Here is a 22,646-nt window from a genome sequence, read left to right on the forward strand (position 1 = left end):
TACCTCATTTCTATCGTTGATTCCATTATAACGAGGTTTTTTGATAAAAATACACAAAAACCCCGAATCATGGGGCTTTTTTTTAGTGTCCATGATTCGGGGTACAGTTCACCTATGGGATCTAGGTTTTTTTTTATAACTTAATTTGACATATACAGTCTAACTGTATAAAATCAAACTATACAGTTGAACTATATAGTTTAGCTATATATTTATCGTTACATTGGAGGTCTTTATGAATAGAGATAAAAATTTACCATTAACGGAAACGACGTATTACGTTCTTTTAGCTTTATTAGAGCCAGCACATGGTTATTTAATTATGCAAAAGGTGGAGGAACTGAGTAATCATCAAGTAAAAATCGCAGCGGGTACATTGTATGGGGCGGTTGAAAATTTATTAAAACAAGGGTTAATAGAATCGGTAAAAAGTGAAGATAAACGAAGAAAAGTGTATGTCATTACGGAACGCGGGAAAGAAGTATTGCATTTAGACTTTATGAGAATGCAGCACATTATTGAGGTTACAAAGAGTTTATTACACGTATAGTTAGGGGGAAACGATGATGTGGAGATTGAAATTCTTTTTAGACTTTGAGAAAGAGGAAAAATGGTTAGAAGAGATGGCTTGGAAAGGCTATCAACTAGAAAGCAATACATTTGGTTATACATTTAGATATACAGAGCCGGAAGATGCGACGATTAGAATAGACCATAGAGTATTTAGTAGAAAAAGTGAATTTATTAATTACTGCACGTTATTTGAAGATAGTGGCTGGGAGCATATAGCTGGTAATCGTTGGTCAGGTACGTACTATTTTAAAAAGGTAAATGAGGAAAGTGAAGATGACATTTTTTCAGATCAAATGTCACGAGCAGGGAAATATAAACGTCTATCTAAAACATTTTTAGAATTAGCTATATGCTCTATTCCGATATTAATCCTATTTATGTTTAATGACACGATTCGTTTAGGAGCACTTGCAAATCCGAAAGAACTATATTTTACGCCAGGACTATGGGATAAGCAAGGTGTATCATTTCTATGGTCATTCTTATTTGAAACACCATTTGCATTGATGAGAGGCTTTGCATGGTTGTTTATTCCTACTGCAATTGTTATGTATTTAATTTGCTCATATAAAGCACATCGGTTGTATGAAGAGAGAAGATGAAAACAAGCACTTATCAAGTAACATTAAGATAGGCAGAGAAGTATATATTTTTTCTACCAATATGTAGTTCCATTAGGAGATTGCTTATAATGGAATTTAATACATACACAGTAATGCTTATGTTCTTAGCCATTGTCTCAAGCAAGGACTTTTAGGTGTTATTACTACTATTGTTCTTTTGTTAATCGCTGTATGGACTACAAAAAGACCTCATACAGACAACCAGCACAAGTAAATTATTGTATTTCTCAATAAACAAAAATAACTTAACATGGTAAAATAATAGTTGGATGGGAGTCCAATACATATTATTAAAATTAAGATGGTTCAAGTCGGAGGAAGGCACCTTAGGGTGTCTTTTCTTTATTTTGCTAATGAATAGATTGTCCTCTTCTATATAACTCTTTAAAATATAAAATGTGCCATCTTTGCCCTTCCCTTAAGAAGGGAGGGACAGGAATGAAAAAACGTAAAAAAAAGGCGACCAAAAAGGCAAAATCCCAGTCTTTTGTAAGTAATCTAGCATCGTGGACGACAGTACTGAGAAATATTCATTACTTCTTCACGCAAAGCCAGTTTGTAAAACATATAATTCAATTCATCAAAGAACAAATTGGAATGTAAAAAAGTGCTGCTATGATTAGCAACACTCAACTCAAAACTAAAGTAGATGGAACACTGAGCTGAAAGTACTGACCATACTTTCTTCGCACAAGACCAAAGTGATTTAGAAGCGGCAAAGGTGTCAGTGTTCTATCTTCTACTAAGATTATATTTTATTTTGTCCATAATAGACCTATATATACGTTAATAAAAAAGAAATACCCCAGCGACCAACCGGGGTATTTCATGACCGATAGGAATGAAAAAACTTGGCGACCAAACCTAGCTTTTGTGTTATTCCCATAAAATTTAAAAACTAAGCAACATCTTGTTGCACTTTTATTGTATCATTATCTTTCTCTTATTGTAATACATTAGATTATTTTTTAGATAAGAGTCCAATACATATTATTAAAATTAAGATGGTTCAAGTCGGAGGAAGGCACTTTAGGGTGTCTTTTCTTTTTTCTAAAAGAGAGTTTTGCTTTCAAGAAGATACATTTTCAATGGATTACTACCATGAGTATATAGATAAAGTCCATCAAAACATGTATGTTCATGAATATGTAAAATTACATAAAATTTCCGAGAAAAAGAGAGTATACTTTCTTATTGTGTAATAAAGATAAAGCTCGCCTACGGAAATAGGCGAGCTTTTTTAACATATAAAGAAAAGACAACTTTTCAAGTACCTTTCTTTGAGTTGAAACATTTTACTAGGTTAAGTTTTGTGATGATTATTTCTTTTCATTTAAATGAACTAGAGTAGTACATCACTTTAGTTTTAAGCATCCTTCTCAACAAATATGAATATTTTCATTATCCTTTTCACTACAAAGGGTAGTAATTTAGAAGCTAAAAATGCAAGCACGAAAGCAATTGCCCATGTTTTTATCCATGATTTGAGAAATAAAGCTGTATACCCAACATTCATTGAAACCATGACGAAAGAGATAATACTAGATATACCTAAAATCATAAAGAGATTAAAAATTATCGGTTCAAATTTTTTATTGATTTTCAAAATTAACACCTATTTTCTATATATGCTTTGCTGTCCGATTTCACCAACATCTAATCTTACAGTTTGAAATCTATGTTGTCCAGCTTGTTGTACTTTTCTGCAATAGCAATTATTGAGATGTTAACTAGTTTGTCTGGGATGGGAACTCATGATATTGCTATCAAGCTAAGGTTGTATAAATGAACACTTTATCTTTTTTATAGCATTGAAGTTCATTTTGGGGGCGAATGTAATATTACATCATTAAAGTATTAGTTACACTTGAATCGCTGCATATCGCATGTCTTTTCCAATAGTTTTTTAGCAGAAGCAAGCAGCTCCAACGATGATTAATAAAATAAACAATACAACTAATAAAGCAAATCCTCCCGCGAAGCCATAACTATCACCAAAGCCGAGAACAATTCCTCCTTTAAATAGGAGGGGGAAAACAAAGGATCAATTATGTGTTTTAACGGATTCCATTTACTTTATGTATTTATGAATGGAGCAGGTTCTTTTCAAAATAGATTTATTGTTTGAAGGAGTTCAAGGGCAAAATAGGAGAATCTATATTGTTCTTTAAGAAGGAATAAATAAAAAACAAAATATCCAAAAATACAGATAGAAATCCGCTTTTATACCTTTCATTAAAATAATAATAGCATTATATATTGTAAGGAATACTTATCCTTAATTGTAAATGAAAGGGGGGATTGGTATGAGTTATGGCTATGATCATCCTCCTGAAAAACATCATAAACACCACAATGAAACTTTGTCAACGGGTGTATTACGTAGACATTCCGCTACGTTGTTTCTTACTGTGGAAGCTATGAATGTTGATCCAGATGATACTCATACAGTAACTGTTGAAATGTTTGATTGGTCATCGGGTTCTCCGGTATTGTTACCATTAGTAGACCCTTCAACACAGACATTGGCACCTAATCGACGTGTTACTTTTCGTTCAGCAGCTCTTCCTTCAGGTGTTTTTGCTTATGAAGTAAGAATCATTCGTTCGAAAGATAGAGATGTTGTTACGAATGTTTTTGGTCTTAGTGCAATAGTATTTAACCCACAAGAAGGAAATAATGTTTTACAACATGATTTAGCAAAATTAGATCTTAAATAGCTTTTATAAAAGTTTATTTATTGGACAAGATTAAAAAAGAGTAGGATTTTACATCCTACTCTTTTTTAACATCAATTATATTAAAATTTTAAAAGAAATCCTTCATCATTTTCACATCTTTAATATTCACTGTTACACCTTCAACCTTACCCTTCTTCTCATCTTTAGCAATCGTAATTTGCTCCTTATTATCAACCCACACAAGAAATTCTTCTTTTGTGTCATCTTTATATGTAACGGTAATAGTAGAATGTGCCGATTCTCGCTTTTTTTGATCTAAAGTGATTGTTTTAGGCGTGCCTTTTTGAACTGCGGAAACGATAGATTGTATCATTTCTTCGTTGTCTGTTTGAGATTTTGAAACGTTGTTATTTATTGTGCTAAGTATTTCAATGTCTGTAATATTTGCGGATTTTAATTGAAAGGTAGTTTGTGTATGTTCTTGCTTAGCTTGTGAAGCTTTATCTGTAGATAAGGTGCTTGTACAGCCTATTAAAGTGAAAGATAGAGCGGTTAGAGCGCATATAGATATAATTTTTTTCATAGTATCCCTCCTCACGTTTAATTGTAACAATTTTCTGTTAATTTAGGTAGTTATTGTAAGGAGAAGATGTTTTTAAAATGGTAAATGATGTTGTTCATTCTCTATTAAAAGCAAAATTCACATAACTTTTTTCATATTTTATGTTTAACATTTCGAAAATAGGTGTACTACATATAATATAACAAATAATTCATTTTAAAGGAGGAAGTTAAAGATGGAAACGAAGTATAGTAAACCTTTTGTATATGAATTTATTACGGAGAAAGAGGTCATGAATGCGGCGAATGATCTAGTGAAGAAAGGAATAGACCAAAAAGATATTTACGTATTAACACATGAGAAAGAAAGGACAGACAGAATTGCAGACAATGCAGACGTGAATACAATTGGAATAAAAGAGGAGGGGCTTGGGACAAGCATTATTAATGTCTTTCAAAAAACGGGAGATCAGTTAAGAAATAAGATGCAGGAGTTAGGGCTTAATGAAGAAGAAGCGAACTTCTACGAAGAAAAGCTAGATGAAGGGAAGATCTTGTTATTCGTTAAAGATTTAGAGAGAGTCGGTGAATGGTTACAAGAAAGAAGATGCACGTATTCTATTTAAATTTGTATCCTGTAAATCTATAAATCTATTACGAAAAGGAGATGGGAAATATGAGTGAGAGCGGACTAAAAGAACAAATTACTGGTAAAGTGGAAAAGACAAAGGGACAAGTAAAAGAAGGAATTGGTGAAGTTACAGAAGATAGAAAGTTGAAAAATGAAGGGAAGTGGGACAAGACGAAGGGAACGATAAAAGAAAAAGTCGGAAAAGTTAAACAAAAGATAAGTGATGGGTTGGATAATAAAGAATAATACATGTTTATCAAGCTTTGGTTACATACCAAAGCTTGATAAATCCAATATAAAACGAATATAGGAGGGTTAATTGTGGGACTTATTATTACGTGTATTGTAGGTGGACTTATTGGTGCGTTAGCTGGAATGATTACGGGAAAAGACTTTCCTTTAGGTATAGTTGGTAATGTGATTGCCGGATTAATCGGATCTTGGGTAGGTAGTGCGTTATTTGGTCATTGGGGTCCTGAATGGGGAGGCATCTTTATTCTTCCAGCGTTATTAGGTGCAATCGTCTTTATTTTAATTGTTACATTCTTCTCTAGAATGCTACGGAAAGCGTAAGGTCTATAATGAATAATAATCTTAAGTTTATTATATATAGCTATAAAGTTAAAAGAGTGATAAATATACATAAAAAAGCATCCAAATTAGTTTAATTGGATGCTTTTTTAATGTAATCTGCATAGGAATGAGCGGGAGATGAAGGTCCCCCGCTCATTGAAATTACACTTTCTATTATGTATTAAACCATCGTTACTTTCTTACAATTGTTTATTCTTACGACTTGCCTTGGTTCTATATGAGGTAAGTCCTCGCTATTACCTATATCCACTACAATCGTATTCGTTAGTATATTAATAATGGAACCAACTAATTTTGTAGCATGATCGTGTCGATAAGAAAATTGAACGAAATCTCCCTTTTTAAAGTTGTGCTCTTCCATAGATAGATCCCCCTAAAAATAATGTTTATACATTATACATACACAAATTTATAAGGTTTAAACATTTGGTATTATTTTTTACGTGTTAAGCCGAGAAAGGTGTGGAAAATTTATTTATAATAAAAATAAAAAAATATGTTTAAAACTAATTTTTATGGGTAATTAACATAGTAGTAGTTTGAGATAAGGGGGCGGAAATGATGAATTTGGGAATAAATATTTTGCAAAATGATGTAGGGTATACGGTACAGCTTAATGGTGAAATTGATGCATATACGGCATCAGATTTGAAAAATAAGATCATGCCTATTGCGAGCGAAAAAGAGGTTCATATGGTAGTAGATTTTACTGAGGTAGAGTATATGGATAGTACAGGTTTAGGTGTTTTTATAGCTCTATTAAAAGCGGTTAAGAAAAATAATGGAAAGCTAGAGTTTATTGGTGTATCTAAAAGACTAAAAAGATTATTTGATATTACAGGGTTAACAGAAATATTAAATTTGAATTCCGATTTTGAAAAAGTAGAAAGAAGGTGACTAGGGATGATGGAGAGATTTGAAAAGATAGAAATGAAAATTCCTGCAAAGGCAGAATATGTGGCTATTATTCGTTTAACGATGGCTGGTGTTGCGAATCGAATGGGCTTTGCTTATGACGATATAGAAGATATGAAAATTGCTATTAGTGAAGCATGTACAAATATTGTACAACATGCATACAAAGAAGACGTTGGAGAAATTGCAATTGTCTTTGGGCTATATGAAGATCGATTAGAAATTATGGTTGCGGATAATGGGGTTAGCTTTGATTTTAATAACTTAAAAAGGAAAGTTGGTCCGTATGATATTAGTAAACCAGTAGAACATTTGCCGGAAAATGGTTTAGGTTTATATTTAATCAATACGTTAATGGATGATATACAAATCATGCATGATGAGGGCATGACAGTTTTAATGACAAAATATATACAAAGAGAGCAGGTGGAGAATGATGGAAATCCAATCTCAACCTACGAATCTTACTAAAGAAGACGTTATGAAACTAATTGCAGAATTTCAACAAAACCAATGTGATGAAGCGCAAGAAAGGTTAGTTGAGCATTATAAAAATCTTGTCTATTCCATTGCATATCGCTATTCAAAAGGCGGGCCGATGCATGAGGATATTATACAAGTAGGCATGTTAGGGCTCTTAGGCGCAATAAGAAGGTATGATTATTCGATAGGGAATGCTTTTGAGCCTTTTGCAATACCTACGATAGTAGGGGAAATAAAGAAGTATTTGCGTGATAAAACTTGGGGCATTCACGTTCCAAGGCGAATTAAAGATTTAGGCGGAAAAATTAAACTTGCGATAGAGGAGTTAACAGATCACCTGCAACGTTCACCGAAGATTATAGAGATTGCAGACCATTTAGGACTATCCGAAGAGGAAGTACTAGAAATTATGGATGCGAAAAATAATTATCGAGTATCTTCCTTAGATGATGTAGTTGAAAATGCATCTGATGGAAGTTCGGTAGCGAGAATTGAATCTGTAGGTGAAGTAGAGCAAGGATATGAAGAGACAGAAAGGCGTCTCGTATTAAAAGATATTTTTAACGTATTAAATGAAACGGAAAAGAGTGTTATTCATTATATATTTGAAGAAAATTTAAATCAAAAAGATACAGGGGAACGGTTAGGTATTTCACAAATGCACGTTTCTCGTATTAAAAGACAAGCGATAAGTAAATTGAAGCAAGCCGCATTTTTAGATACATAAAAAATTTAAAATAATGATGTTTAAAACATGGGAAAAGGGGTACGTATTAAGTATAGGAGGAGATATAAAAATGTCACACGATGTGAAAGAACTAATCGAAGGATTGAATGAAGATTTAGCAGGAGAATACGCAGCAATTATTATGTATAACCATAATGCAGCAACAGTTTCTGGTATATATAGACAAGTGTTAAAACCTTTCTTTGAATCTGAAATTAGTGATGAACAAGGACATGCCCTATATTTAGCGGAGAAAATTAAGACGTTAGGTGGTACACCTACTACGATCCCTTTACCAGTGAAACAAGTAGAAGACGTTAGAGAAATGTTAGAAGAAGCTAGAAAGTCAGAATATGAAACAATTAAGCGTTATGAAAAGAGAAAAGAACAAGCAGCGAAATTAAATATGACAGAGTTAGTTGTAAAGTTAGAAGATATGATCGCAGATGAAACAAATCATATGGAAGAATTGGATCGTCTTTTAAGTGATAAAGCAATGGTGTTAAATTAAAAGTGGAAACTTATAGAGTGAAAGAACAAACTCTCATTTCTGGGGGTTTGTTCTTTTGCTATATAAAAAATATGTTTGAGTAGGAAATTTTCATTTTATAACTGAGTATGTAATACTAGAAAAATAGAAAATAATAATCGATTTACATTTTATATAAGAAAAGGGGAAATCACTTGTGTCCATTTTAATTGTAGATGATAATCCGGTGAATATCTTTGTAATTAAGAAGATTTTAAAACAAGCCGGATATCAGGATCTTGTATCACTTAATTCTGCACAAGAGCTTTTCGAATACATCCATTTTGGAAAAGATTCTTCCAGGCATAACGAAATAGATTTAATACTATTAGATATTATGATGCCTGAAATTGATGGACTTGAAGTTTGTAGGCGATTACAAAAAGAGGAGAAGTTTAAAGATATCCCTATTATTTTTGTTACAGCTTTAGAAGATGCGAATAAATTAGCTGAAGCACTTGATATAGGTGCAATGGATTATATTACAAAACCAATAAATAAGGTTGAATTGTTAGCGCGTATGCGTGTAGCACTACGCTTGAAATCGGAATTAAATTGGCATAAAGAACAGGAAGAAAATCTTCGGAATGAACTAGATTTAGCTACGCAAGTACAAAGAAACTTATTAAGTAGCCCATTAAGAGAAGAGCATATAAAAATCGAAGCAAGTTATTTACCTTCATTTAAACTAGCTGGAGATATGTATTACTGGTATAAAATCGATGAAAACCGCTACGGTATTATATTATTAGATGTGATGGGACATGGTGTATCCGCTTCCTTAGTTTGCATGTTCATTTCGTCTGTATTACGTGAAACGATTAAATGTTTAATCGATCCAGAACTCGTCATGAAAGACTTAAATAAATATATGACTCTTTTACATAATGAGAATGACAATATTCCATATTATTTTACAGCGATATACTTAGTAGTTAATACAGAAGATAGAACGATTGAATATGTAAATGCAGGACATCCTTCTGGATATGTTTTAGTTGATGAAACAAATGTAGTGGAACTAAATCGCGGGAGTTGTGCGGTAGGATTTTTTGATGAGATAAAAGTTGAAAAGACAGTTATACCTTTTGAGAAAAATGCTCAAATCGTATTGTTTACAGATGGTGTACTTGAAGCAATAGCAAATGATGAATTTGTGGCTGAAGAGAAATTACGTACTTTTACAGAAAGAAAATGGGGAGAGTTAGAAGAAGAGATAGAAGGGTTTTACAAGGAAGAACAGAAGGAAGCACAATCAGATGATATGTGTCTTATTATGATACAAGCGAATGCGAAATAAAAAGCGTATGAAATCCAAATAGAGGATTTCATACGCTTTTATTGTATTTTTTGATAGATTTGTTCGTGTGGATTAAATTGCGTATAATGCGGCATGATATCCGAGAAACGAAGAGTTTCTTTATTTCCTAAACATAGGAATCCATTGTGACTTAAACTTTCATAAAATAGTTGCTGTACTTGGTTTTGAAGTTTACTCGTAAAGTAAATTAAAACGTTACGGCAAAGGATAATATGAAATTCGTTAAAAGATTGATCGGTTACTAAATTATGTTGTGCAAAAATAATGTTTTGTAACAGTGAAGGATTAAAATAAGCAAAACGACTATCCGTTGAATAATAGTTAGAAAATGCTTGTGTACCGCCAGCTTGTAAATAATTTTTCGTATAAGTTTGCATTTTATTTAATGGAAGAATACCTTGTTTTGCTTTTTCTAACACATTTGTATTCATATCTGTTGCGTAAATAACAGCTTTTTCACTTAATCCTTCTTCATGAAGTAAGATGGACATGGATAATACTTCTTCACCAGTGGCACATCCAGCATGCCAAATTCTAATTTCAGGATGCTTTCTTAATTCAGGAATAACATGCTCTCTTAGCGCCTTAAAAAAGATAGGGTTACGGAACATCTCAGTTACATTGATCGAGAAATCATTTAATAACTGTTCTAAAACCCCTTCCTCATGAATTACTTTTTCAATTAACTTTGAAATGGTAGGGATATTAGAAATCTGCATTCGATTACAAATCCGCCTATAAATAGATGTGCGAGCGTATTGGCGAAAATCAAATCCTGATAGTTTAAATACCGCTTCTAATAGTAAGTCAATTTCTAAGTTCGTACGCTTATCCATATCTACTGATGGATCAAAATTATAATACTTATTTTCCACTGAAACGAAACCTCACTTATTTTATTAACCATACACTCATTACCGAATAGAGTTGATGTAAATTTAATGGTTTACTTATATAATCTGAAGCGCCAGCAGATAAACATTTTTCCTTATCATTTGGCATTGCTTTAGCAGTTAATGCGATAATAGGTATTTCATGTAACCCTAAGTTCATTCGGATATGTTCCATCGTTTCATAACCGTCCATATTTGGCATCATAATATCCATTAAAATAAGGTCGATATTTGTATTGTTTTTTAGTATTTCTAAACACTCTAGGCCGTTTTGTGCAGTAATGATATTGGCATGTTGTTTTTTTAATGCATTTTGTAATGCAAATATATTCCGATGATCATCATCGACAATTAAAATAGTTTTCTCTTGGAAGACGTTATTTGTTTCTGGAATCACGATAGTTTCCTCGACAACTTCAGCAGGAATAACTTCATCTACCGTTGCTGCGACTTCTAAATTAGATAACTGTATATCATGTAATCCATTTGGAAGGTTAGGAATATATACAGTGAAAGTACTACCTTCTCCTACATGACTTTCTAACGTAATCCAACCACCTAATAGTCTAGCAAACTCTTTACAAATAGATAAACCTAATCCTGTACCACCATACTTCCGAATCGTTGCGCCATCCGCCTGTTGAAAGGCTTCGAAAATAAGTTGATGCTGTTCTTTAGCGATACCGATACCAGTATCTTTTACTGAAATGGTTATCCAGTCTTTACTTATAGACTGCATATCATGACTCAAGTTGCTTGTTTCTATTGAATCGAAATGTAAAGAGACGGATCCTTTTTCCGTGAATTTAAATGCATTGGATAATAAGTTTTTAATAATTTGTTCAATCCGTTTTGCATCTGTATAAAACAGATCAGGAATCGTGTCACTGTCTTCAACAGTAAATTCAACATTTTTTTGTGCAGCGATATGTAAAAAGTTTTGCTGCATACTTGCTGCCATATCACTTATGTTCGTTGCTTCAAAAATGACATCTAGTTTTCCGGCTTCTACTTTCGATAAATCTAGTATGTCATTAATTAAAGTAAGTAAATCCTTCCCTGATGAATGAATGACGGTTGCCAATTCAATTTCATCATCGGATAAATGATTATCATGATTTTCTTTCAACATTTCAGATAATAGTAAAATACTATTTAACGGTGTGCGTAATTCATGAGACATATTTGCTAGAAATTCTGATTTGTATTTTGAGCTACGTAATAACTCACTTGCTTTTTCTTCTAATTCTGATTTAGTAATTTGTAAGTCAGCTGTCTTTTGCTCCGCCTCTTCCGTTCTAGACTCTAATTGTTCATTTGTAGTTCTTAATTCTTCGGCTTGCATTTGTAGTTCCTCAGCTTGCGTTTGCAATTCTTCTGATTGAACTTGTAGCTCTTCTGTCATTGCTTGTGATTCATGTAAAAGGGTTTGAATTCGCATACGTCCCATAATACTATGGATTGTTAAACCAAGGTTATCAACGGTTTGTTGAATTAAATCTTGATGTAAGTCTGAAATCTCAGTTACACTTACTAACTCCATTACTGCAATCACTTCATCCTCAAATAAGACAGGGATGACTAGTAAATTTTTAGGGCGTATTTCTAATAATCCAGTAGTAACGTAACGAAACTCTTCAGGTATGTCCCTAAGAATAAAACTTTTCTTCTCTAAAGCAGACTGTCCAATGAAACCTTCACCCATTTTAATGGATTGTTTTCCAATATCAATACCTTGATCGGCGAAAGAAGCTTTTTTCACAAAGTAGACAGTTTCTTCAACTTCTTCACGTACATAAAACGCGCCGCAAGAAGTTTGCGTTTTTTGTATAATGCCACTCAAAATTTTGTTACCTAACATCTCAATAGAAGATACACCTTGATACATTAAAATTAATTCTGCAATCTCCGTTTGTAACCACTCTCTTTTCGATATTTCGTCTAGCAGATGGTTCGTTGTATGAGCAAGATCTTTTATTTCATCATGTGTATTTACATGAATTCTTTCCGTAATTTTTTCTTTAGAAGAAATGGATTTAATAGCTTGAATTACATTTTTAATCGTTTTTGTAATGGAATTGGAAATATAAAGTGAAACGATAATGGCAACACAAGAAAGTAAGAACAATAAACTGTATAACCAAATCTCTAATTTATTATTTTCAATATCTAATTGTGCAGCTCTTTTTTTCGTTAATTGCTCCTCTACACTACGGAAGTCAGTTAGCTGCGACTGTAATGACTGAATTTGAGTTGTGTCGATTGCTTTTATGTTATTACTAGTATTGCTTGTAATTAGTGGGTGAATCTCTTTATTAATCCAACTAGTAATGTTTTCGTTAATCTGTCTTAATTTTTCTTGCTGAGAGGGGTTATCCTCTAATAGAGCAAAAAGATCATGATAATGTTTTTCGTAATCCTTTTCCGTAGCGTTAAGGGATTGAACATAATTTGCATCATTAGAAGTGATAAAGCCTTTCGCCTTATTTTCTATTGTTAGCAAGTCTTTTTCCACTTGGTTCGTTAAATTGAGAACTTTAAAATCGTGATCAATAATAAAATTACGAGATTTTTGTAAATTGGAAATCTGATTGTTTAACATAATAAAAGAAATAAGTAAAAACAAAATGATAACTAAATAACCAGCCATAATTTTGTAGCGAATACTAAATTTTGCTTTCGATTTCATTAAAAATTCCTACCTTCAAGGTTATTAAAAGTTTTCTATTTTAAAGAATGAAAAACGTAATATATATTATATCAGTTTTCATAAGGCCAAACTAGAAATCCCCCTATTGTATTAGGGGGTTCGTTTTGAATAGAGGAAATTATTTTGAAGTATAAAACTATATATGAAAAGTAACAATCGAGGGAATAGGGAGATAATAAAACCTTTAAGAAGGAAAGAGTGTTCTTAAAGCTCTTTTTGCATCTACTCCTTCAAATATAAATAATACAAGCTCCCTCTTTTTTACAGTAAGGAAAAATGATACTAATGTGCTTAAGTTTTTAATAGAAGTAAGTGTTCCTTGTTTACTTATAAATACATTTGTTTGAAATGTTGTCATTAAAGCATAAAAATGATGAATCTGCGTTATTGTAGGTGTTTCATTATAAGAAATAGTAGTAGAGTGAATGGCGTTCATCGTAATTTTCCTTTCCATATAATAAGCATAACAATATAAACGTACCCGTTTTAAAAAATGTTAAACATATAAAATTAAAAAAATATAATTATAGTTTTTTACGTTTAAAAAGGGATGGTAAGGGTATACATATACCATAAAGAGATTGACCGAAGATGGATTGTAAAGTTTTAGTCTATAAAAATATACTTGTACTTTAAATAAAAAGGAGACTGTTACATATGGATAAAATGATAACGGATATTACATTTGATTTCATTTACTTGTTAAGTAGTTCTCTTGTAGTCCTTTTATTGTTAGCGTTTTTCGTAAATGGGTATGTGAATAAAAAAATTAGTGTATATAAAAACGAAGAGTAATAAAGATACGTTATATAAAATTTTAGGAGGTTAATAGTTATGAATGTAGATAGAAAAATAGTAGGTGTTTTTCAAACAATTGATGATGCAGCACTCGTTATTAATGAATTAAAGGAAAAAGGATATTCGGCAGATAACATTTCAGCTATTGCGAAAGATCAAAAGGAAATTGAACATCTGGAAGAAAAATCGGGTGAAAAAGTGAATCATGAAACTGCACATAAAGCGGATATCTTTTCAGCGACAGGGCTTGTAGCAGGAGGAGTAGCAGGCGGACTCGGTGGTTTATTAACAGGTCTTGGTGTACTTGCTGTATCTGGACTAGGCCCAATTGTAGCAGCAGGACCTATCGCAGCAGCTATTGGAGGAGCCGGTATTGGCGGAGGAGCTGGAAGTTTAATAGGAGCATTTATAGGGTTAGGAATCCCTGAAGAACATGCTAAAAAGTATGAAGAATATATTTACGATGGAAATATATTAATTTTAGTAGATGCAAAATTAGATGATAAGTTAGAAATCTATGAAATATTTGATAAGCATAATGCTTATAACTCGGATTTCTTTAAATAAAATGTAAACAAAGTAAATATCGTTTTTGATCTTACAACTTTGGCGCGACCGAGGAGTCGTATGACTATAAGAGAGGAAGGGCTTATAGTAAAAGATCAAGTCTTACTATGATATTGAAAAGGGGAGAGGTGTCTTTTCGTGATTGTAAAAATATTAAAGGATAGTAGTAATAGTTTCCTTTGTACAGTTCAAAATAAAAACGGAGAGAAGTATGTGAAGAAATGGTTTCGTAAACATGAAAATAATGAAGAATTAGGGCGACCAACTTTTAAAGAAGTAGAACGCGACTGGAAAGAAAATAGAGAATCGTTTATGTATCCAAATGTTAAAGCGCTTTATTAAACATACTAGGCATTTTATTATTACAAAACTGTCACATTCCTGTAAGGTAATTCAATAGATTCGTTGCTTGTTCCATGCCATAATAAAGACATAAGAAAGCTAATCAAAAAATATAAGTTATAGGAGAGTGTCAGTCATGATTGTAACAACAACGTCTGGAATTCAAGGTAAAGAAATTATTGAGTATATTGATATCGTAAATGGTGAAGCTATTATGGGTGCAAATATTGTCCGCGATTTATTCGCATCTGTTCGTGATGTTGTCGGTGGTCGTGCTGGTTCTTACGAAAGCAAGCTAAAAGAAGCTCGTGATATCGCAATGGATGAAATGAAAGAACTTGCAAAACAAAAAGGTGCGAACGCTATCGTTGGCGTTGACGTAGATTATGAAGTTGTTCGTGATGGAATGTTAATGGTTGCTGTAAGTGGTACAGCTGTACGTATATAAGTAAATGAAAAACAGGCTCCCCCTTGAAGTTTATGCTTTGAGGGGATTTTTTTGTTTCATGACTAACGTTAAAATGAAGAAGAGTTGATGGAGTTTTATAAATGAGTCAAACGTTATTGTAAAAATGCTAGGATGCTCCTAGCATTTCGTGAGGGGTATTGTATGGGAATTTAAAATAAGCTGACACACTTGCTTATCTCAAATGTAGTATATATTGTTTTCAAAGGGAAAGGTAAGAAATACAACAATCTTTATATATGTTTAACGAAGGTGTTAACTTTATGACAAATAATAAAATTGTTATTTGAGGTAAGAAGAAAAATAATGGTATGAATAGCTTTAGAGAGTGTATAGTTGATAGAAATAAACGATTGAGCATGTAAAGCGTTGTATTACATAAAATTTAGAATGAATGGAGGCGATTACATTATGTTTTGGTTAGGGTGTTTTTTAGGCTATATTGTAGGTTCAGTTATTACATGTGCGCTACTTTACTATGGTTATAGATCTAGAGAAAATAAAAAAGCGGATATACGAGAGAGGGAGGAGAGGAAAATCAATAAAAAAGGTGTATAGGATGTGAAAGGTAAGGTGATAGTATCGATGCAAAAATAAAGGACAGTACATATTGTATATGACTACTATGTACTGTCCCGTTTATTCTTTTTGGATTAGGAAAAGTTGTTTCCTGTCTTACTATAAATTTCATAGGCGAAAAATCCAAATAAATAGCCTATGCCAGCTCCTAAACTAACGGAAAGCAGTGAGAAATCGGGGAAAAACATGCCGAAAATCAAACCGATTATACAGCCGACAAGCATTCCTATAGGTATGAAACTGTCTAATAAGTTTTGAGCTTCTTTTGATTTTTTCTTTCCTAATGTTTCTTCGTTATATTTACGTTCCATTCTCTTCATTACAAATACTACAATTCCACCAACTATTACAATAGGTGCGAGTGCCGAAATGAACCACATGTTAGAAGCTCCTTTCGTTTTTTAACTAAATTATACCATATATTAACATTTTTGATTTAAGCAGAGATAAGATCTTTCGCTTCACTTTTTCTTTTGTTCATAATTAAAGTTAATAGGAATAAAACGAAGCTTAAAAGTGCCATTATAATAAAAACTTGCGTATAACTATTAAAATAATCACGAGCGATTCCTGCTAGGACAGGAATGAATCCGCCCATAATATATCCTCCTGACTGCATCATAGCAGTCCATGCACTCGCATCTTCTGAAGTTTTTGTTTCATATAGCGGTAGCATAAGAGCGAGTGGAAATACACCGCCGAGCCCGATACCTAGTAAAATCGAAGGAATCCATGGTGTAGTTAATGGGTAAATCATAAGCGATAAACCTATGAGTACAAAGCATATGCTCCCTAATAACCAAAGTGCTCTGTTTTTATAATTATCCGCTAATGTCGGAATTAAAAAGCTACATATCATTTGAATCACTGTAAAAACAGTTATAAGAGTACCCGCTTGCTCGCTACTCACACCCATACTTTGATTTGCCGGCGCAAGCCAAGTCGTAATAGAGTAAAAGATTCCTGATTGTAGCCCGAAAAAGATTGTGAACACCCATGCTTTTTTATTTCTTAAAGGCAAGCCATTATTCTTTTTATTTTGTGTACGCGTATTCTTTTTTCGTTTCATAACTGGATACCAAAACATAATAGCGATAATAGTTAGTACACCCCAAAAAGCGAGTGCCATATTCCAAGATCCTTTTAACACATGTTGTAAAGGAATCGTTAACCCTGCACTTAAAGAAGCACCAGTTCCCATACCTACTGAGTATATGCCAATCATTAAGCCGATTTTCGTAGGGAATTTCTCTTTAATAAAACCTGATAGTAACGGACCTGCAAGTGCAATTCCAATACCGATAAATAAAGCACTCACGAATAATGTGGAAATAGAAAAGGTAAAAGCCCTCATACATGTTGCCAAGCCGATTAAAATAAGACAAGCCATAATTGATTTTTCTGCCCCATATTTTTTAATTACCTTTCCAGTCAGTAAGGCGAATGTCCCCATACAAAAAACAGGAATAGCTGTTAAAAAACTAACGGAAAAATTGCTTATATTTAAGTCTTGTCGGATTGTTTCTAATACAGGTGAAATTGATGTAATTCCGATACGCAAATTAATAGAAACAAAAAATAGTGCTAGTATATACAAATAAGTTCGTTTTTGATGTTTCAATTTCATTTTCTCCTCTCATAAACATCAGATGTTATTCAGTATATCATCTGATGTTTAAATGTAATAGATAAGGAGCTTATTTCAGCTCCAAATTTTGAACGGCGTATGTTCGTGCCTCTTCGGCATTTTGTTTTAAAATAGCTTGGAATAACTTTTCATGAATGTCTGAGTTATCTTCATAGTCCACTGTATTTAATATGAATTGGCTTAAAATGTGGCGAAGGGCAGGTACGAAAGATTGATACAAATCAAGTAGAACTTCGTTTTTGCTCGCCTTTGCAATGGCTAGATGAAACTGAATGTCTGCATCTATGTATGCTACATAATTTCCTTCTTGAAGGGCATTTTTTCTTTTACTCAAATGTCCTTTTAAGTATAAAAGATCCTCGTCACTTCGGCGATGTGCCGCTAACATTGCTACTTCTTTATCTAACATATTTCGTGCTTCATACACATGATGTATATTAGCTGCTTGCAGTCGTTTTTCAAATGAATCTTGCGTTGTATTGAGTGAAACAATACGAGTACCTTGTCCTTGGCGAACTTCTAATATGCCGGCATGTACTAATATTTTTATGCTCTCTCGCAATGTTGAACGTCCAACTCCTAACTCTTCCATTAATTGCGGCTCTGTAGGGAGGCGATCACCAACTTCATACTCGCCAGAAAAGATTTTCTCTTGTAGACGTTCCAGCACTTCATCGACTAATTTCCGCCGAGAAACTTTTGAAAAAGATTTCTTTTCGATCATATTCATCTGCTCATCTCCTGTTATATTCGTTTTTATGATAACCAATTTAAGTGCTGTTGACAATGTTATTTTTTAGGTAGTTGAAGCCAGGATACTAAAGTAGGGTTTATTAGACATAAAAAAATCTATTTTGAGAAAATCAATCAAAATAGATTTTTCAACTGCATTTAATAACTCGTCAAAAATACTTTCCCCTTCGTTTTCTCAGCAGACTGCACAACATCAACCGCCGTTTTCACATCCGCTAAATCATATGTAGAATGGACTTTCATAAAACGTAATTGCTTATTTTCTAATAAGCGAATTAAGTGACGAAACGTTTCTTGCCATTTATATGGTGATACTTCTTTATTCCAATGTCGTAAATGAAATATGTTCGCGTGCACTTTTGCTTTCGTGACAATCTCTGCCCAGTTCACTTGTATTCCTGAGAGAAGCCCGATCGTTAAAAAGTGCCCGTTTGGACGTAAGGAGAAAGCTAATGCATTTCCATCCGGTCCTCCGATAGAATCAATCGCAGCATCCGCACCGAGCCCGTTCGTTAATTCCATAACCGTTTCATAAAGCGGGGCAGTGGAAGTATCAATTACATATGCAGCACCAAGGCGCAGTAACTCTTCTGTATGCTTATTATTTCTTGTAACAGCAATTAATCGGAAGTTTAAAATTTGTGATAACTGCGCGAAAAGATGACCAATAGCGGATCCACAAGCGTTCACTAATAAAACGTCATTACTCTGTAAGTTTAACGTTTCTGTACAAGTAACCCACGCCGTAAGAGGATTAATATACATTTGTGCCGCTGTAAAATCATCGATGGAATCCGGAATAGGGACTACAAAATCAGCCGATGTCTTCACATACTCCTGCCAAGTACCTTCTCCGCGTAACGGTAAAACACGTTTACCGATAAGGTCTCTCGTAACGCCTGCACCTACATCTTCTACAATACCAACACCTTCATAACCAGGTATGTTAGGTAATGAGATTCTATGAGCGTACGCTCCGGTAATTGGAATTAAGTCAGATGGATTAATCGGCCTAACTAACATACGAACGAAAACTTCATTATCTTTTAATGGTTCTATATCTTTATATTCAACTTGTAATACATCTTTTGGGTTACCAAACTTGTGAAATTGAATGTGTTTTCCGTGCAAGATAAAAGTGCCCCCTTAGTTTGATTGGGTTTATTATAGCATTTTTGGTTGGAGTGATTATTTCGTTATCAAAAAATAAACGGGAACAGAAATTCGTCGTTTATCTATTTGATGAAATCGATTTCTCCTGAATATATAGTAATATAAGAAAAAGACGCCCTTGTGAGCGTCTTTTTCTAACTTGAGATAGATGCATTATTATTGTTTTACTAGGTTACATAGTTCTCGTATAAAGTTTTCTCACACAAATGATCTGTGTATCAATTTGTTTTTGATATACAGATCATTTGTATGATAATTATTATAGATAATTGCTGAATGATAACCTTACATGAATGCTTTTAAAAGTTCTTGAACTAATGGAATTACTCCACCTACAAATTTTAAAACTGCCATTGCGATTTCCATATGAGTGCCTCCTTTTTTAATGGTAAGATGCAATAAATCTTTATACACTTATTATAGTAAGCGCTTACAATTATATCAATGCATTTCGATATGCAATATTTCATATTTATATTCTGTAATGGGGATGGGAAAAAGCCCCTCTAATTAAAGTTTCACTTTATCAAAATGTAAGCTGCATCTTGTATAATATAATGGTGGAGGTCGAATATGAAAAAAATGAATTCAAATATAGACGTGGATACAAATGTATTGGAAGCGGTATTTATTCCAAGAAGGTTTATTGTTTTATGGATTACACTCGTATATATAGCTTCAATGCTTTTAGAATTTCGTAATAATATTCTCTCAATGGATAGTTTCTTCTTCACAATAATTATTGTTATTCATACTATCTTTCATTGGTATGCAAGTTCATTAAAGAATAGACAATTGTTGTATTTCTTTTTTGTACAACTCTTCATTGTGTTTCTTGCTGCATTTATTGTACCAAATGGTTCAATAGCTATTTTTGTTGGATTAACGCCTATTTTAATTGCCCAAAGTTTATATGTTTATAACAATATATTTAAAGTAATGGCGGTTTTTACTTTCATGTATGCCATATTTTGTACTGCGATTAGTATGAATTATGGTGTGAATAAAGTAGCTATTCTTATCTCTATGTTCCTTTTAGTACTAGCAATTATTATTCCTTTTTCTTATATTAATAAGCAGCAATATGATGCACGTAATCGTATACAGAGCTACATTCAAGAGTTAGAGTCTGCATATATGAGAGTAGAAGAATTGACATTAGCTAATGAAAGGCAGCGAATGGCAAGGGATTTACATGATACGTTAGCGCAAGGTGTAGCGAGCTTAATTATGCAATTGGAAGCAATAGACGCCCATATGCAAAAAGGGAATACAGGGCGATCTCAAGAGATTATGAAACAAACTATGATAAGAGCGAGACAAACTTTACATGACGCAAGGCTGGTTATTGATGATTTGCGTCATACTACTAATTCATTTAATAAAGCTGTAGAGGAAGAAGTTCAACGTTTTTCTGAGGCTACGTCTATACATGTGAGATTTACTATTCAAAGCCCCCCGCATATTTCAAGATTAGTAAAGGAACATTGTTTATATGTAATTAGTGAATGTTTAACGAATATCGCAAAACATTCGCAGGCAACAGATGTACATTTGAAAGTTGAATATAGCGATAACCTTGAAAAACTTACTATTGAAGTTGAAGATAATGGAATTGGTTTTGACACTGGATATATCGGTAAGAATCCTGGACATTACGGCTTAATTGGCTTAAATGAGCGAGTTCGATTGATTAATGGAGAAATATATATATTGAGTGAAAAGATGAAGGGTACGAAAGTGTGTATTCAAGTACCTATCAATAATGAAGGAGATAGCGATGAAGTATAACGTATTAATTGTGGATGATCATTTCGTTGTAAGAGAAGGTCTGAAATTAATAATAGAAACGAGTGATTCATTTCAAATTATAGGTGAGGCTGCAAACGGAGAAGAAGCCCTTTCTTTCATAGAAAAAAAGAAACCTGATGTTATTTTAATGGATTTAAATATGCCTAAAATGAGTGGTTTAGAAACAATTGAGGCTTTAAATAAAAAACAAAATCATACGCCGATTATTATATTAACTACTTATAACGAAGATGAATTAATGTTAAAGGGAATTGAGCTAGGAGCAAAAGGATATTTGCTAAAAGATACGGATCGTGAGAATTTGTTTCGAACATTGGAAGCGGCTATTCGAGGTGAGATTTTACTACAACCCAATATTATGGAAAAAATAGTGAATTATAAAAGGAAAGAAGTATATGCTGATAAGGTTGAAGAAAATAACTTAACAGAAAAAGAATTGTTTGTGTTGAAAGCTATTGCGCGTGGAAATAAGAATAAAGAAATTGCATTCGATATGGGAATAGCTGAGCGAACAGTAAAAGCGTATTTAACAAATATATACAATAAATTAGGTGTTAATTCAAGGTCAGAAGCAGTAGCTGTATCTATTGAAAGGAAGTTAATTCATTTTTAAAACATTATATATGCCCAATCGTACATTATAGGCTTGCCCTTTTGTACGATTTTTTTATTATTTTCTCATGTTATGCTTTAGAAAGTATGAGAGATTTAAGGACGCTCTAATTGCATTACACAGACGTTTTTAATGTGGGAAAGGAAGAAGAATACTTAAATGGCAACTTTGTTTTTAATTTCTGTAGTAATTTTGTTTATTTGGCTGCAAAGTAAACAAACAAAATTAAACTGGATACATATTATTACTTTTCTCCTGATGATAGGGATTATTACTTATACGGCGCCGCAACCAATGACTAGAGATTTACAAGCAGAGTTATTGGCAGTTACGCTTTTTTCTTTCGCTATTGGTGTTTGGCAAGGTGGAGGAATTACAGTTTGTTATGAGGGTGGAGTTTTATATATTACAAATGGAAAACAGTATTCCATTTCATGGATTCTTTTAATAATCGGCAACATAATTATTATTAACACATTTGAAGGTGGATTTACATTTAATGGATTGTGGATTATTTTGTGTAGCGTTGTCATTGCATCTGGGGTGAAAAATAGTATTCTATGTATTCTATACAAATTAACAGTGCGAAATTGAATGAAAAAATAATATTTTTTTATATTGATATATAAATTAGTGTTGTAAGTTCATCAAAAG

30 protein-coding genes and 1 pseudogene are annotated in these 22,646 nt (G+C 32.9%); 19 read left to right on the top strand and 12 right to left on the bottom strand.

Annotation, left to right across the window (positions count from 1 at the left end; translation table 11 throughout):
• Positions 1-235 precede the first annotated feature (235 nt).
• The 3 genes from ACTFSI_RS26570 (at position 236) to ACTFSI_RS26580 (ending at position 1,799) form a co-directional block, all read left to right on the top strand.
• Positions 236-550, top strand: a complete 315-nt coding sequence (locus tag ACTFSI_RS26570; RefSeq protein ID WP_001078066.1) for a PadR family transcriptional regulator — start codon at positions 236-238, stop codon at positions 548-550.
• 13 nt (positions 551-563) lie between these two features.
• Positions 564-1,175, top strand: a complete 612-nt coding sequence (locus ACTFSI_RS26575; protein WP_044792626.1) for a DUF2812 domain-containing protein — start codon at positions 564-566, stop codon at positions 1,173-1,175.
• Positions 1,176-1,634: 459 nt separating this feature from the next.
• Positions 1,635-1,799, top strand: a complete 165-nt coding sequence (locus tag ACTFSI_RS26580; protein ID WP_000746318.1) for a hypothetical protein — start codon at positions 1,635-1,637, stop codon at positions 1,797-1,799.
• Positions 1,800-2,562: 763 nt separating this feature from the next.
• Here ACTFSI_RS26580 and ACTFSI_RS26585 read toward each other — a convergent pair.
• Entirely contained in the window at positions 2,563-2,802 is a 240-nt protein-coding gene (locus ACTFSI_RS26585; protein ID WP_000700215.1) for a DUF2798 domain-containing protein, read from the bottom strand.
• 300 nt (positions 2,803-3,102) lie between these two features.
• On the bottom strand, positions 3,103-3,207 hold the full coding sequence (locus ACTFSI_RS26590) for a YjcZ family sporulation protein (RefSeq protein ID WP_080776522.1): 105 nt from the start codon (positions 3,205-3,207) through the stop codon (positions 3,103-3,105).
• A gap of 295 nt (positions 3,208-3,502) precedes the next feature.
• Here ACTFSI_RS26590 and ACTFSI_RS26595 point away from each other — a divergent pair, with 295 nt between their 5' ends.
• Positions 3,503-3,916 carry a hypothetical protein gene (locus ACTFSI_RS26595; protein WP_000120198.1) on the top strand — a complete coding sequence of 138 codons (414 nt, stop codon included), beginning with the start codon at positions 3,503-3,505 and terminating at the stop codon, positions 3,914-3,916.
• Between the two features lie 88 nt (positions 3,917-4,004).
• Here the strand turns inward: ACTFSI_RS26595 and ACTFSI_RS26600 are convergent, their stop codons facing one another.
• A complete protein-coding gene (locus tag ACTFSI_RS26600) occupies positions 4,005-4,460 on the bottom strand; it encodes a hypothetical protein (RefSeq protein WP_440045756.1) in 456 nt (151 codons plus the stop codon).
• Positions 4,461-4,674: 214 nt separating this feature from the next.
• Here ACTFSI_RS26600 and ACTFSI_RS26605 point away from each other — a divergent pair, with 214 nt between their 5' ends.
• From ACTFSI_RS26605 to ACTFSI_RS26615, 3 genes are all read left to right on the top strand, one after another.
• Positions 4,675-5,064, top strand: a complete 390-nt coding sequence (locus ACTFSI_RS26605) for a general stress protein (RefSeq protein ID WP_000448809.1) — start codon at positions 4,675-4,677, stop codon at positions 5,062-5,064.
• Between the two features lie 50 nt (positions 5,065-5,114).
• The gene (locus ACTFSI_RS26610; protein ID WP_000004269.1) at positions 5,115-5,315 is read left to right on the top strand and encodes a CsbD family protein; all 201 of its coding nucleotides are present in this window, start codon (positions 5,115-5,117) and stop codon (positions 5,313-5,315) included.
• A 75-nt stretch (positions 5,316-5,390) separates the two neighbouring features.
• The gene (locus tag ACTFSI_RS26615; RefSeq protein WP_000522902.1) at positions 5,391-5,642 is read left to right on the top strand and encodes a GlsB/YeaQ/YmgE family stress response membrane protein; all 252 of its coding nucleotides are present in this window, start codon (positions 5,391-5,393) and stop codon (positions 5,640-5,642) included.
• 181 nt (positions 5,643-5,823) lie between these two features.
• Here the strand turns inward: ACTFSI_RS26615 and ACTFSI_RS26620 are convergent, their stop codons facing one another.
• A complete protein-coding gene (locus ACTFSI_RS26620) occupies positions 5,824-6,024 on the bottom strand; it encodes a hypothetical protein (RefSeq protein WP_000391006.1) in 201 nt (66 codons plus the stop codon).
• A 197-nt stretch (positions 6,025-6,221) separates the two neighbouring features.
• On the opposite strand from ACTFSI_RS26620, the gene rsbV reads away from it, so the two are divergent.
• From rsbV to ACTFSI_RS26645, 5 genes are all read left to right on the top strand, one after another.
• Positions 6,222-6,560 (top strand): anti sigma b factor antagonist RsbV, encoded by a 339-nt coding sequence (gene rsbV, locus ACTFSI_RS26625; RefSeq protein ID WP_042515077.1) that lies wholly within the window; start codon positions 6,222-6,224, stop codon positions 6,558-6,560.
• Between the two features lie 6 nt (positions 6,561-6,566).
• Positions 6,567-7,049, top strand: a complete 483-nt coding sequence (rsbW, locus tag ACTFSI_RS26630) for an anti-sigma B factor RsbW (RefSeq protein ID WP_000970573.1) — start codon at positions 6,567-6,569, stop codon at positions 7,047-7,049.
• Complete coding sequence (gene sigB, locus ACTFSI_RS26635; protein WP_041184079.1) at positions 7,012-7,788, top strand: RNA polymerase sigma factor SigB; 777 nt, start codon at positions 7,012-7,014, stop codon at positions 7,786-7,788. The genes rsbW and sigB overlap by 38 nt, the downstream gene beginning before the upstream one ends.
• Positions 7,789-7,858: 70 nt before the next feature.
• Positions 7,859-8,299 carry a ferritin-like domain-containing protein gene (locus ACTFSI_RS26640; protein ID WP_000017740.1) on the top strand — a complete coding sequence of 147 codons (441 nt, stop codon included), beginning with the start codon at positions 7,859-7,861 and terminating at the stop codon, positions 8,297-8,299.
• A gap of 175 nt (positions 8,300-8,474) precedes the next feature.
• Positions 8,475-9,617 (top strand): fused response regulator/phosphatase, encoded by a 1,143-nt coding sequence (locus tag ACTFSI_RS26645; RefSeq protein ID WP_000025553.1) that lies wholly within the window; start codon positions 8,475-8,477, stop codon positions 9,615-9,617.
• Between the two features lie 38 nt (positions 9,618-9,655).
• On the opposite strand, the gene ACTFSI_RS26650 is transcribed toward ACTFSI_RS26645, so the two are convergent.
• The 3 genes from ACTFSI_RS26650 to ACTFSI_RS26660 form a co-directional block, all read right to left on the bottom strand.
• A complete protein-coding gene (locus tag ACTFSI_RS26650; RefSeq protein ID WP_017560539.1) occupies positions 9,656-10,513 on the bottom strand; it encodes a CheR family methyltransferase in 858 nt (285 codons plus the stop codon).
• Positions 10,514-10,529: 16 nt separating this feature from the next.
• Positions 10,530-13,220: an ATP-binding protein gene (locus tag ACTFSI_RS26655; RefSeq protein WP_440045757.1), complete on the bottom strand. Its 2,691-nt coding sequence runs from the start codon at positions 13,218-13,220 to the stop codon at positions 10,530-10,532.
• A 205-nt stretch (positions 13,221-13,425) separates the two neighbouring features.
• Entirely contained in the window at positions 13,426-13,677 is a 252-nt protein-coding gene (locus ACTFSI_RS26660; RefSeq protein ID WP_138322379.1) for a hypothetical protein, read from the bottom strand.
• Positions 13,678-13,898: 221 nt separating this feature from the next.
• Here ACTFSI_RS26660 and ACTFSI_RS26665 point away from each other — a divergent pair, with 221 nt between their 5' ends.
• The 4 genes from ACTFSI_RS26665 (at position 13,899) to ACTFSI_RS26680 (ending at position 15,396) form a co-directional block, all read left to right on the top strand.
• Entirely contained in the window at positions 13,899-14,036 is a 138-nt protein-coding gene (locus ACTFSI_RS26665; protein WP_000359816.1) for a hypothetical protein, read from the top strand.
• A 39-nt stretch (positions 14,037-14,075) separates the two neighbouring features.
• The gene (locus tag ACTFSI_RS26670) at positions 14,076-14,606 is read left to right on the top strand and encodes a general stress protein (protein WP_001100077.1); all 531 of its coding nucleotides are present in this window, start codon (positions 14,076-14,078) and stop codon (positions 14,604-14,606) included.
• Positions 14,607-14,744: 138 nt separating this feature from the next.
• Positions 14,745-14,948: a DUF4028 family protein gene (locus tag ACTFSI_RS26675; RefSeq protein WP_000635855.1), complete on the top strand. Its 204-nt coding sequence runs from the start codon at positions 14,745-14,747 to the stop codon at positions 14,946-14,948.
• 136 nt (positions 14,949-15,084) lie between these two features.
• Complete coding sequence (locus ACTFSI_RS26680; protein WP_000637511.1) at positions 15,085-15,396, top strand: YbjQ family protein; 312 nt, start codon at positions 15,085-15,087, stop codon at positions 15,394-15,396.
• A 671-nt stretch (positions 15,397-16,067) separates the two neighbouring features.
• Here the strand turns inward: ACTFSI_RS26680 and ACTFSI_RS26685 are convergent.
• The 5 genes and pseudogenes from ACTFSI_RS26685 to ACTFSI_RS26705 form a co-directional block, all read right to left on the bottom strand.
• A complete protein-coding gene (locus tag ACTFSI_RS26685; RefSeq protein WP_087957599.1) occupies positions 16,068-16,373 on the bottom strand; it encodes a hypothetical protein in 306 nt (101 codons plus the stop codon).
• A 56-nt stretch (positions 16,374-16,429) separates the two neighbouring features.
• A complete protein-coding gene (locus tag ACTFSI_RS26690; RefSeq protein WP_087957600.1) occupies positions 16,430-17,620 on the bottom strand; it encodes an MFS transporter in 1,191 nt (396 codons plus the stop codon).
• A 70-nt stretch (positions 17,621-17,690) separates the two neighbouring features.
• Positions 17,691-18,371 (bottom strand): FadR/GntR family transcriptional regulator, encoded by a 681-nt coding sequence (locus ACTFSI_RS26695; protein ID WP_087957601.1) that lies wholly within the window; start codon positions 18,369-18,371, stop codon positions 17,691-17,693.
• Between the two features lie 161 nt (positions 18,372-18,532).
• The gene (locus ACTFSI_RS26700) at positions 18,533-19,528 is read right to left on the bottom strand and encodes a zinc-dependent alcohol dehydrogenase family protein (RefSeq protein ID WP_087957602.1); all 996 of its coding nucleotides are present in this window, start codon (positions 19,526-19,528) and stop codon (positions 18,533-18,535) included.
• A 324-nt stretch (positions 19,529-19,852) separates the two neighbouring features.
• Positions 19,853-20,037, bottom strand: a pseudogene (locus ACTFSI_RS26705) (hypothetical protein).
• A 103-nt stretch (positions 20,038-20,140) separates the two neighbouring features.
• Between ACTFSI_RS26705 and ACTFSI_RS26710 the strand changes: the two are divergent.
• The 3 genes from ACTFSI_RS26710 (at position 20,141) to ACTFSI_RS26720 (ending at position 22,586) form a co-directional block, all read left to right on the top strand.
• Entirely contained in the window at positions 20,141-21,358 is a 1,218-nt protein-coding gene (locus ACTFSI_RS26710; protein WP_087957603.1) for a sensor histidine kinase, read from the top strand.
• Positions 21,348-21,992 (top strand): response regulator, encoded by a 645-nt coding sequence (locus ACTFSI_RS26715; RefSeq protein WP_000876838.1) that lies wholly within the window; start codon positions 21,348-21,350, stop codon positions 21,990-21,992. Before ACTFSI_RS26710 ends, ACTFSI_RS26715 begins: the two co-directional genes overlap by 11 nt.
• 159 nt (positions 21,993-22,151) lie before the next feature.
• A complete protein-coding gene (locus ACTFSI_RS26720; protein ID WP_138322378.1) occupies positions 22,152-22,586 on the top strand; it encodes a hypothetical protein in 435 nt (144 codons plus the stop codon).
• The last annotated feature ends 60 nt before the right edge of the window (positions 22,587-22,646 follow it).

Origin of the sequence: Bacillus cereus group sp. MYBK101-2, assembly GCF_051918845.1 — a bacterium.
GTDB classification, from domain to species: domain Bacteria; phylum Bacillota; class Bacilli; order Bacillales; family Bacillaceae_G; genus Bacillus_A; species Bacillus_A paranthracis.

Excerpts from the sequence above, each read along its gene's own strand:
- ACTFSI_RS26660 (WP_138322379.1), bottom strand. The coding sequence starts at position 13,677 with ATGAACGCCATTCACTCTACTACTATTTCTTATAATGAAACACCTACA.
- ACTFSI_RS26670 (WP_001100077.1), top strand. The coding sequence starts at position 14,076 with ATGAATGTAGATAGAAAAATAGTAGGTGTTTTTCAAACAATTGATGAT.
- ACTFSI_RS26605 (WP_000448809.1), top strand. The coding sequence starts at position 4,675 with ATGGAAACGAAGTATAGTAAACCTTTTGTATATGAATTTATTACGGAG.
- ACTFSI_RS26595 (WP_000120198.1), top strand. The coding sequence starts at position 3,503 with ATGAGTTATGGCTATGATCATCCTCCTGAAAAACATCATAAACACCAC.
- ACTFSI_RS26710 (WP_087957603.1), top strand. The coding sequence starts at position 20,141 with ATGAAAAAAATGAATTCAAATATAGACGTGGATACAAATGTATTGGAA.
- ACTFSI_RS26580 (WP_000746318.1), top strand. The coding sequence starts at position 1,635 with ATGAAAAAACGTAAAAAAAAGGCGACCAAAAAGGCAAAATCCCAGTCT.
- ACTFSI_RS26640 (WP_000017740.1), top strand. The coding sequence starts at position 7,859 with ATGTCACACGATGTGAAAGAACTAATCGAAGGATTGAATGAAGATTTA.
- ACTFSI_RS26685 (WP_087957599.1), bottom strand. The coding sequence starts at position 16,373 with ATGTGGTTCATTTCGGCACTCGCACCTATTGTAATAGTTGGTGGAATT.
- ACTFSI_RS26690 (WP_087957600.1), bottom strand. The coding sequence starts at position 17,620 with ATGAAATTGAAACATCAAAAACGAACTTATTTGTATATACTAGCACTA.
- ACTFSI_RS26715 (WP_000876838.1), top strand. The coding sequence starts at position 21,348 with ATGAAGTATAACGTATTAATTGTGGATGATCATTTCGTTGTAAGAGAA.
- ACTFSI_RS26665 (WP_000359816.1), top strand. The coding sequence starts at position 13,899 with ATGGATAAAATGATAACGGATATTACATTTGATTTCATTTACTTGTTA.
- ACTFSI_RS26620 (WP_000391006.1), bottom strand. The coding sequence starts at position 6,024 with ATGGAAGAGCACAACTTTAAAAAGGGAGATTTCGTTCAATTTTCTTAT.
- ACTFSI_RS26655 (WP_440045757.1), bottom strand. The coding sequence starts at position 13,220 with ATGAAATCGAAAGCAAAATTTAGTATTCGCTACAAAATTATGGCTGGT.
- rsbW (WP_000970573.1), top strand. The coding sequence starts at position 6,567 with ATGATGGAGAGATTTGAAAAGATAGAAATGAAAATTCCTGCAAAGGCA.
- ACTFSI_RS26575 (WP_044792626.1), top strand. The coding sequence starts at position 564 with ATGATGTGGAGATTGAAATTCTTTTTAGACTTTGAGAAAGAGGAAAAA.
- sigB (WP_041184079.1), top strand. The coding sequence starts at position 7,012 with ATGATGGAAATCCAATCTCAACCTACGAATCTTACTAAAGAAGACGTT.
- ACTFSI_RS26570 (WP_001078066.1), top strand. The coding sequence starts at position 236 with ATGAATAGAGATAAAAATTTACCATTAACGGAAACGACGTATTACGTT.
- ACTFSI_RS26695 (WP_087957601.1), bottom strand. The coding sequence starts at position 18,371 with ATGAATATGATCGAAAAGAAATCTTTTTCAAAAGTTTCTCGGCGGAAA.
- ACTFSI_RS26680 (WP_000637511.1), top strand. The coding sequence starts at position 15,085 with ATGATTGTAACAACAACGTCTGGAATTCAAGGTAAAGAAATTATTGAG.
- rsbV (WP_042515077.1), top strand. The coding sequence starts at position 6,222 with ATGATGAATTTGGGAATAAATATTTTGCAAAATGATGTAGGGTATACG.
- ACTFSI_RS26600 (WP_440045756.1), bottom strand. The coding sequence starts at position 4,460 with ATGAAAAAAATTATATCTATATGCGCTCTAACCGCTCTATCTTTCACT.
- ACTFSI_RS26610 (WP_000004269.1), top strand. The coding sequence starts at position 5,115 with ATGAGTGAGAGCGGACTAAAAGAACAAATTACTGGTAAAGTGGAAAAG.
- ACTFSI_RS26720 (WP_138322378.1), top strand. The coding sequence starts at position 22,152 with ATGGCAACTTTGTTTTTAATTTCTGTAGTAATTTTGTTTATTTGGCTG.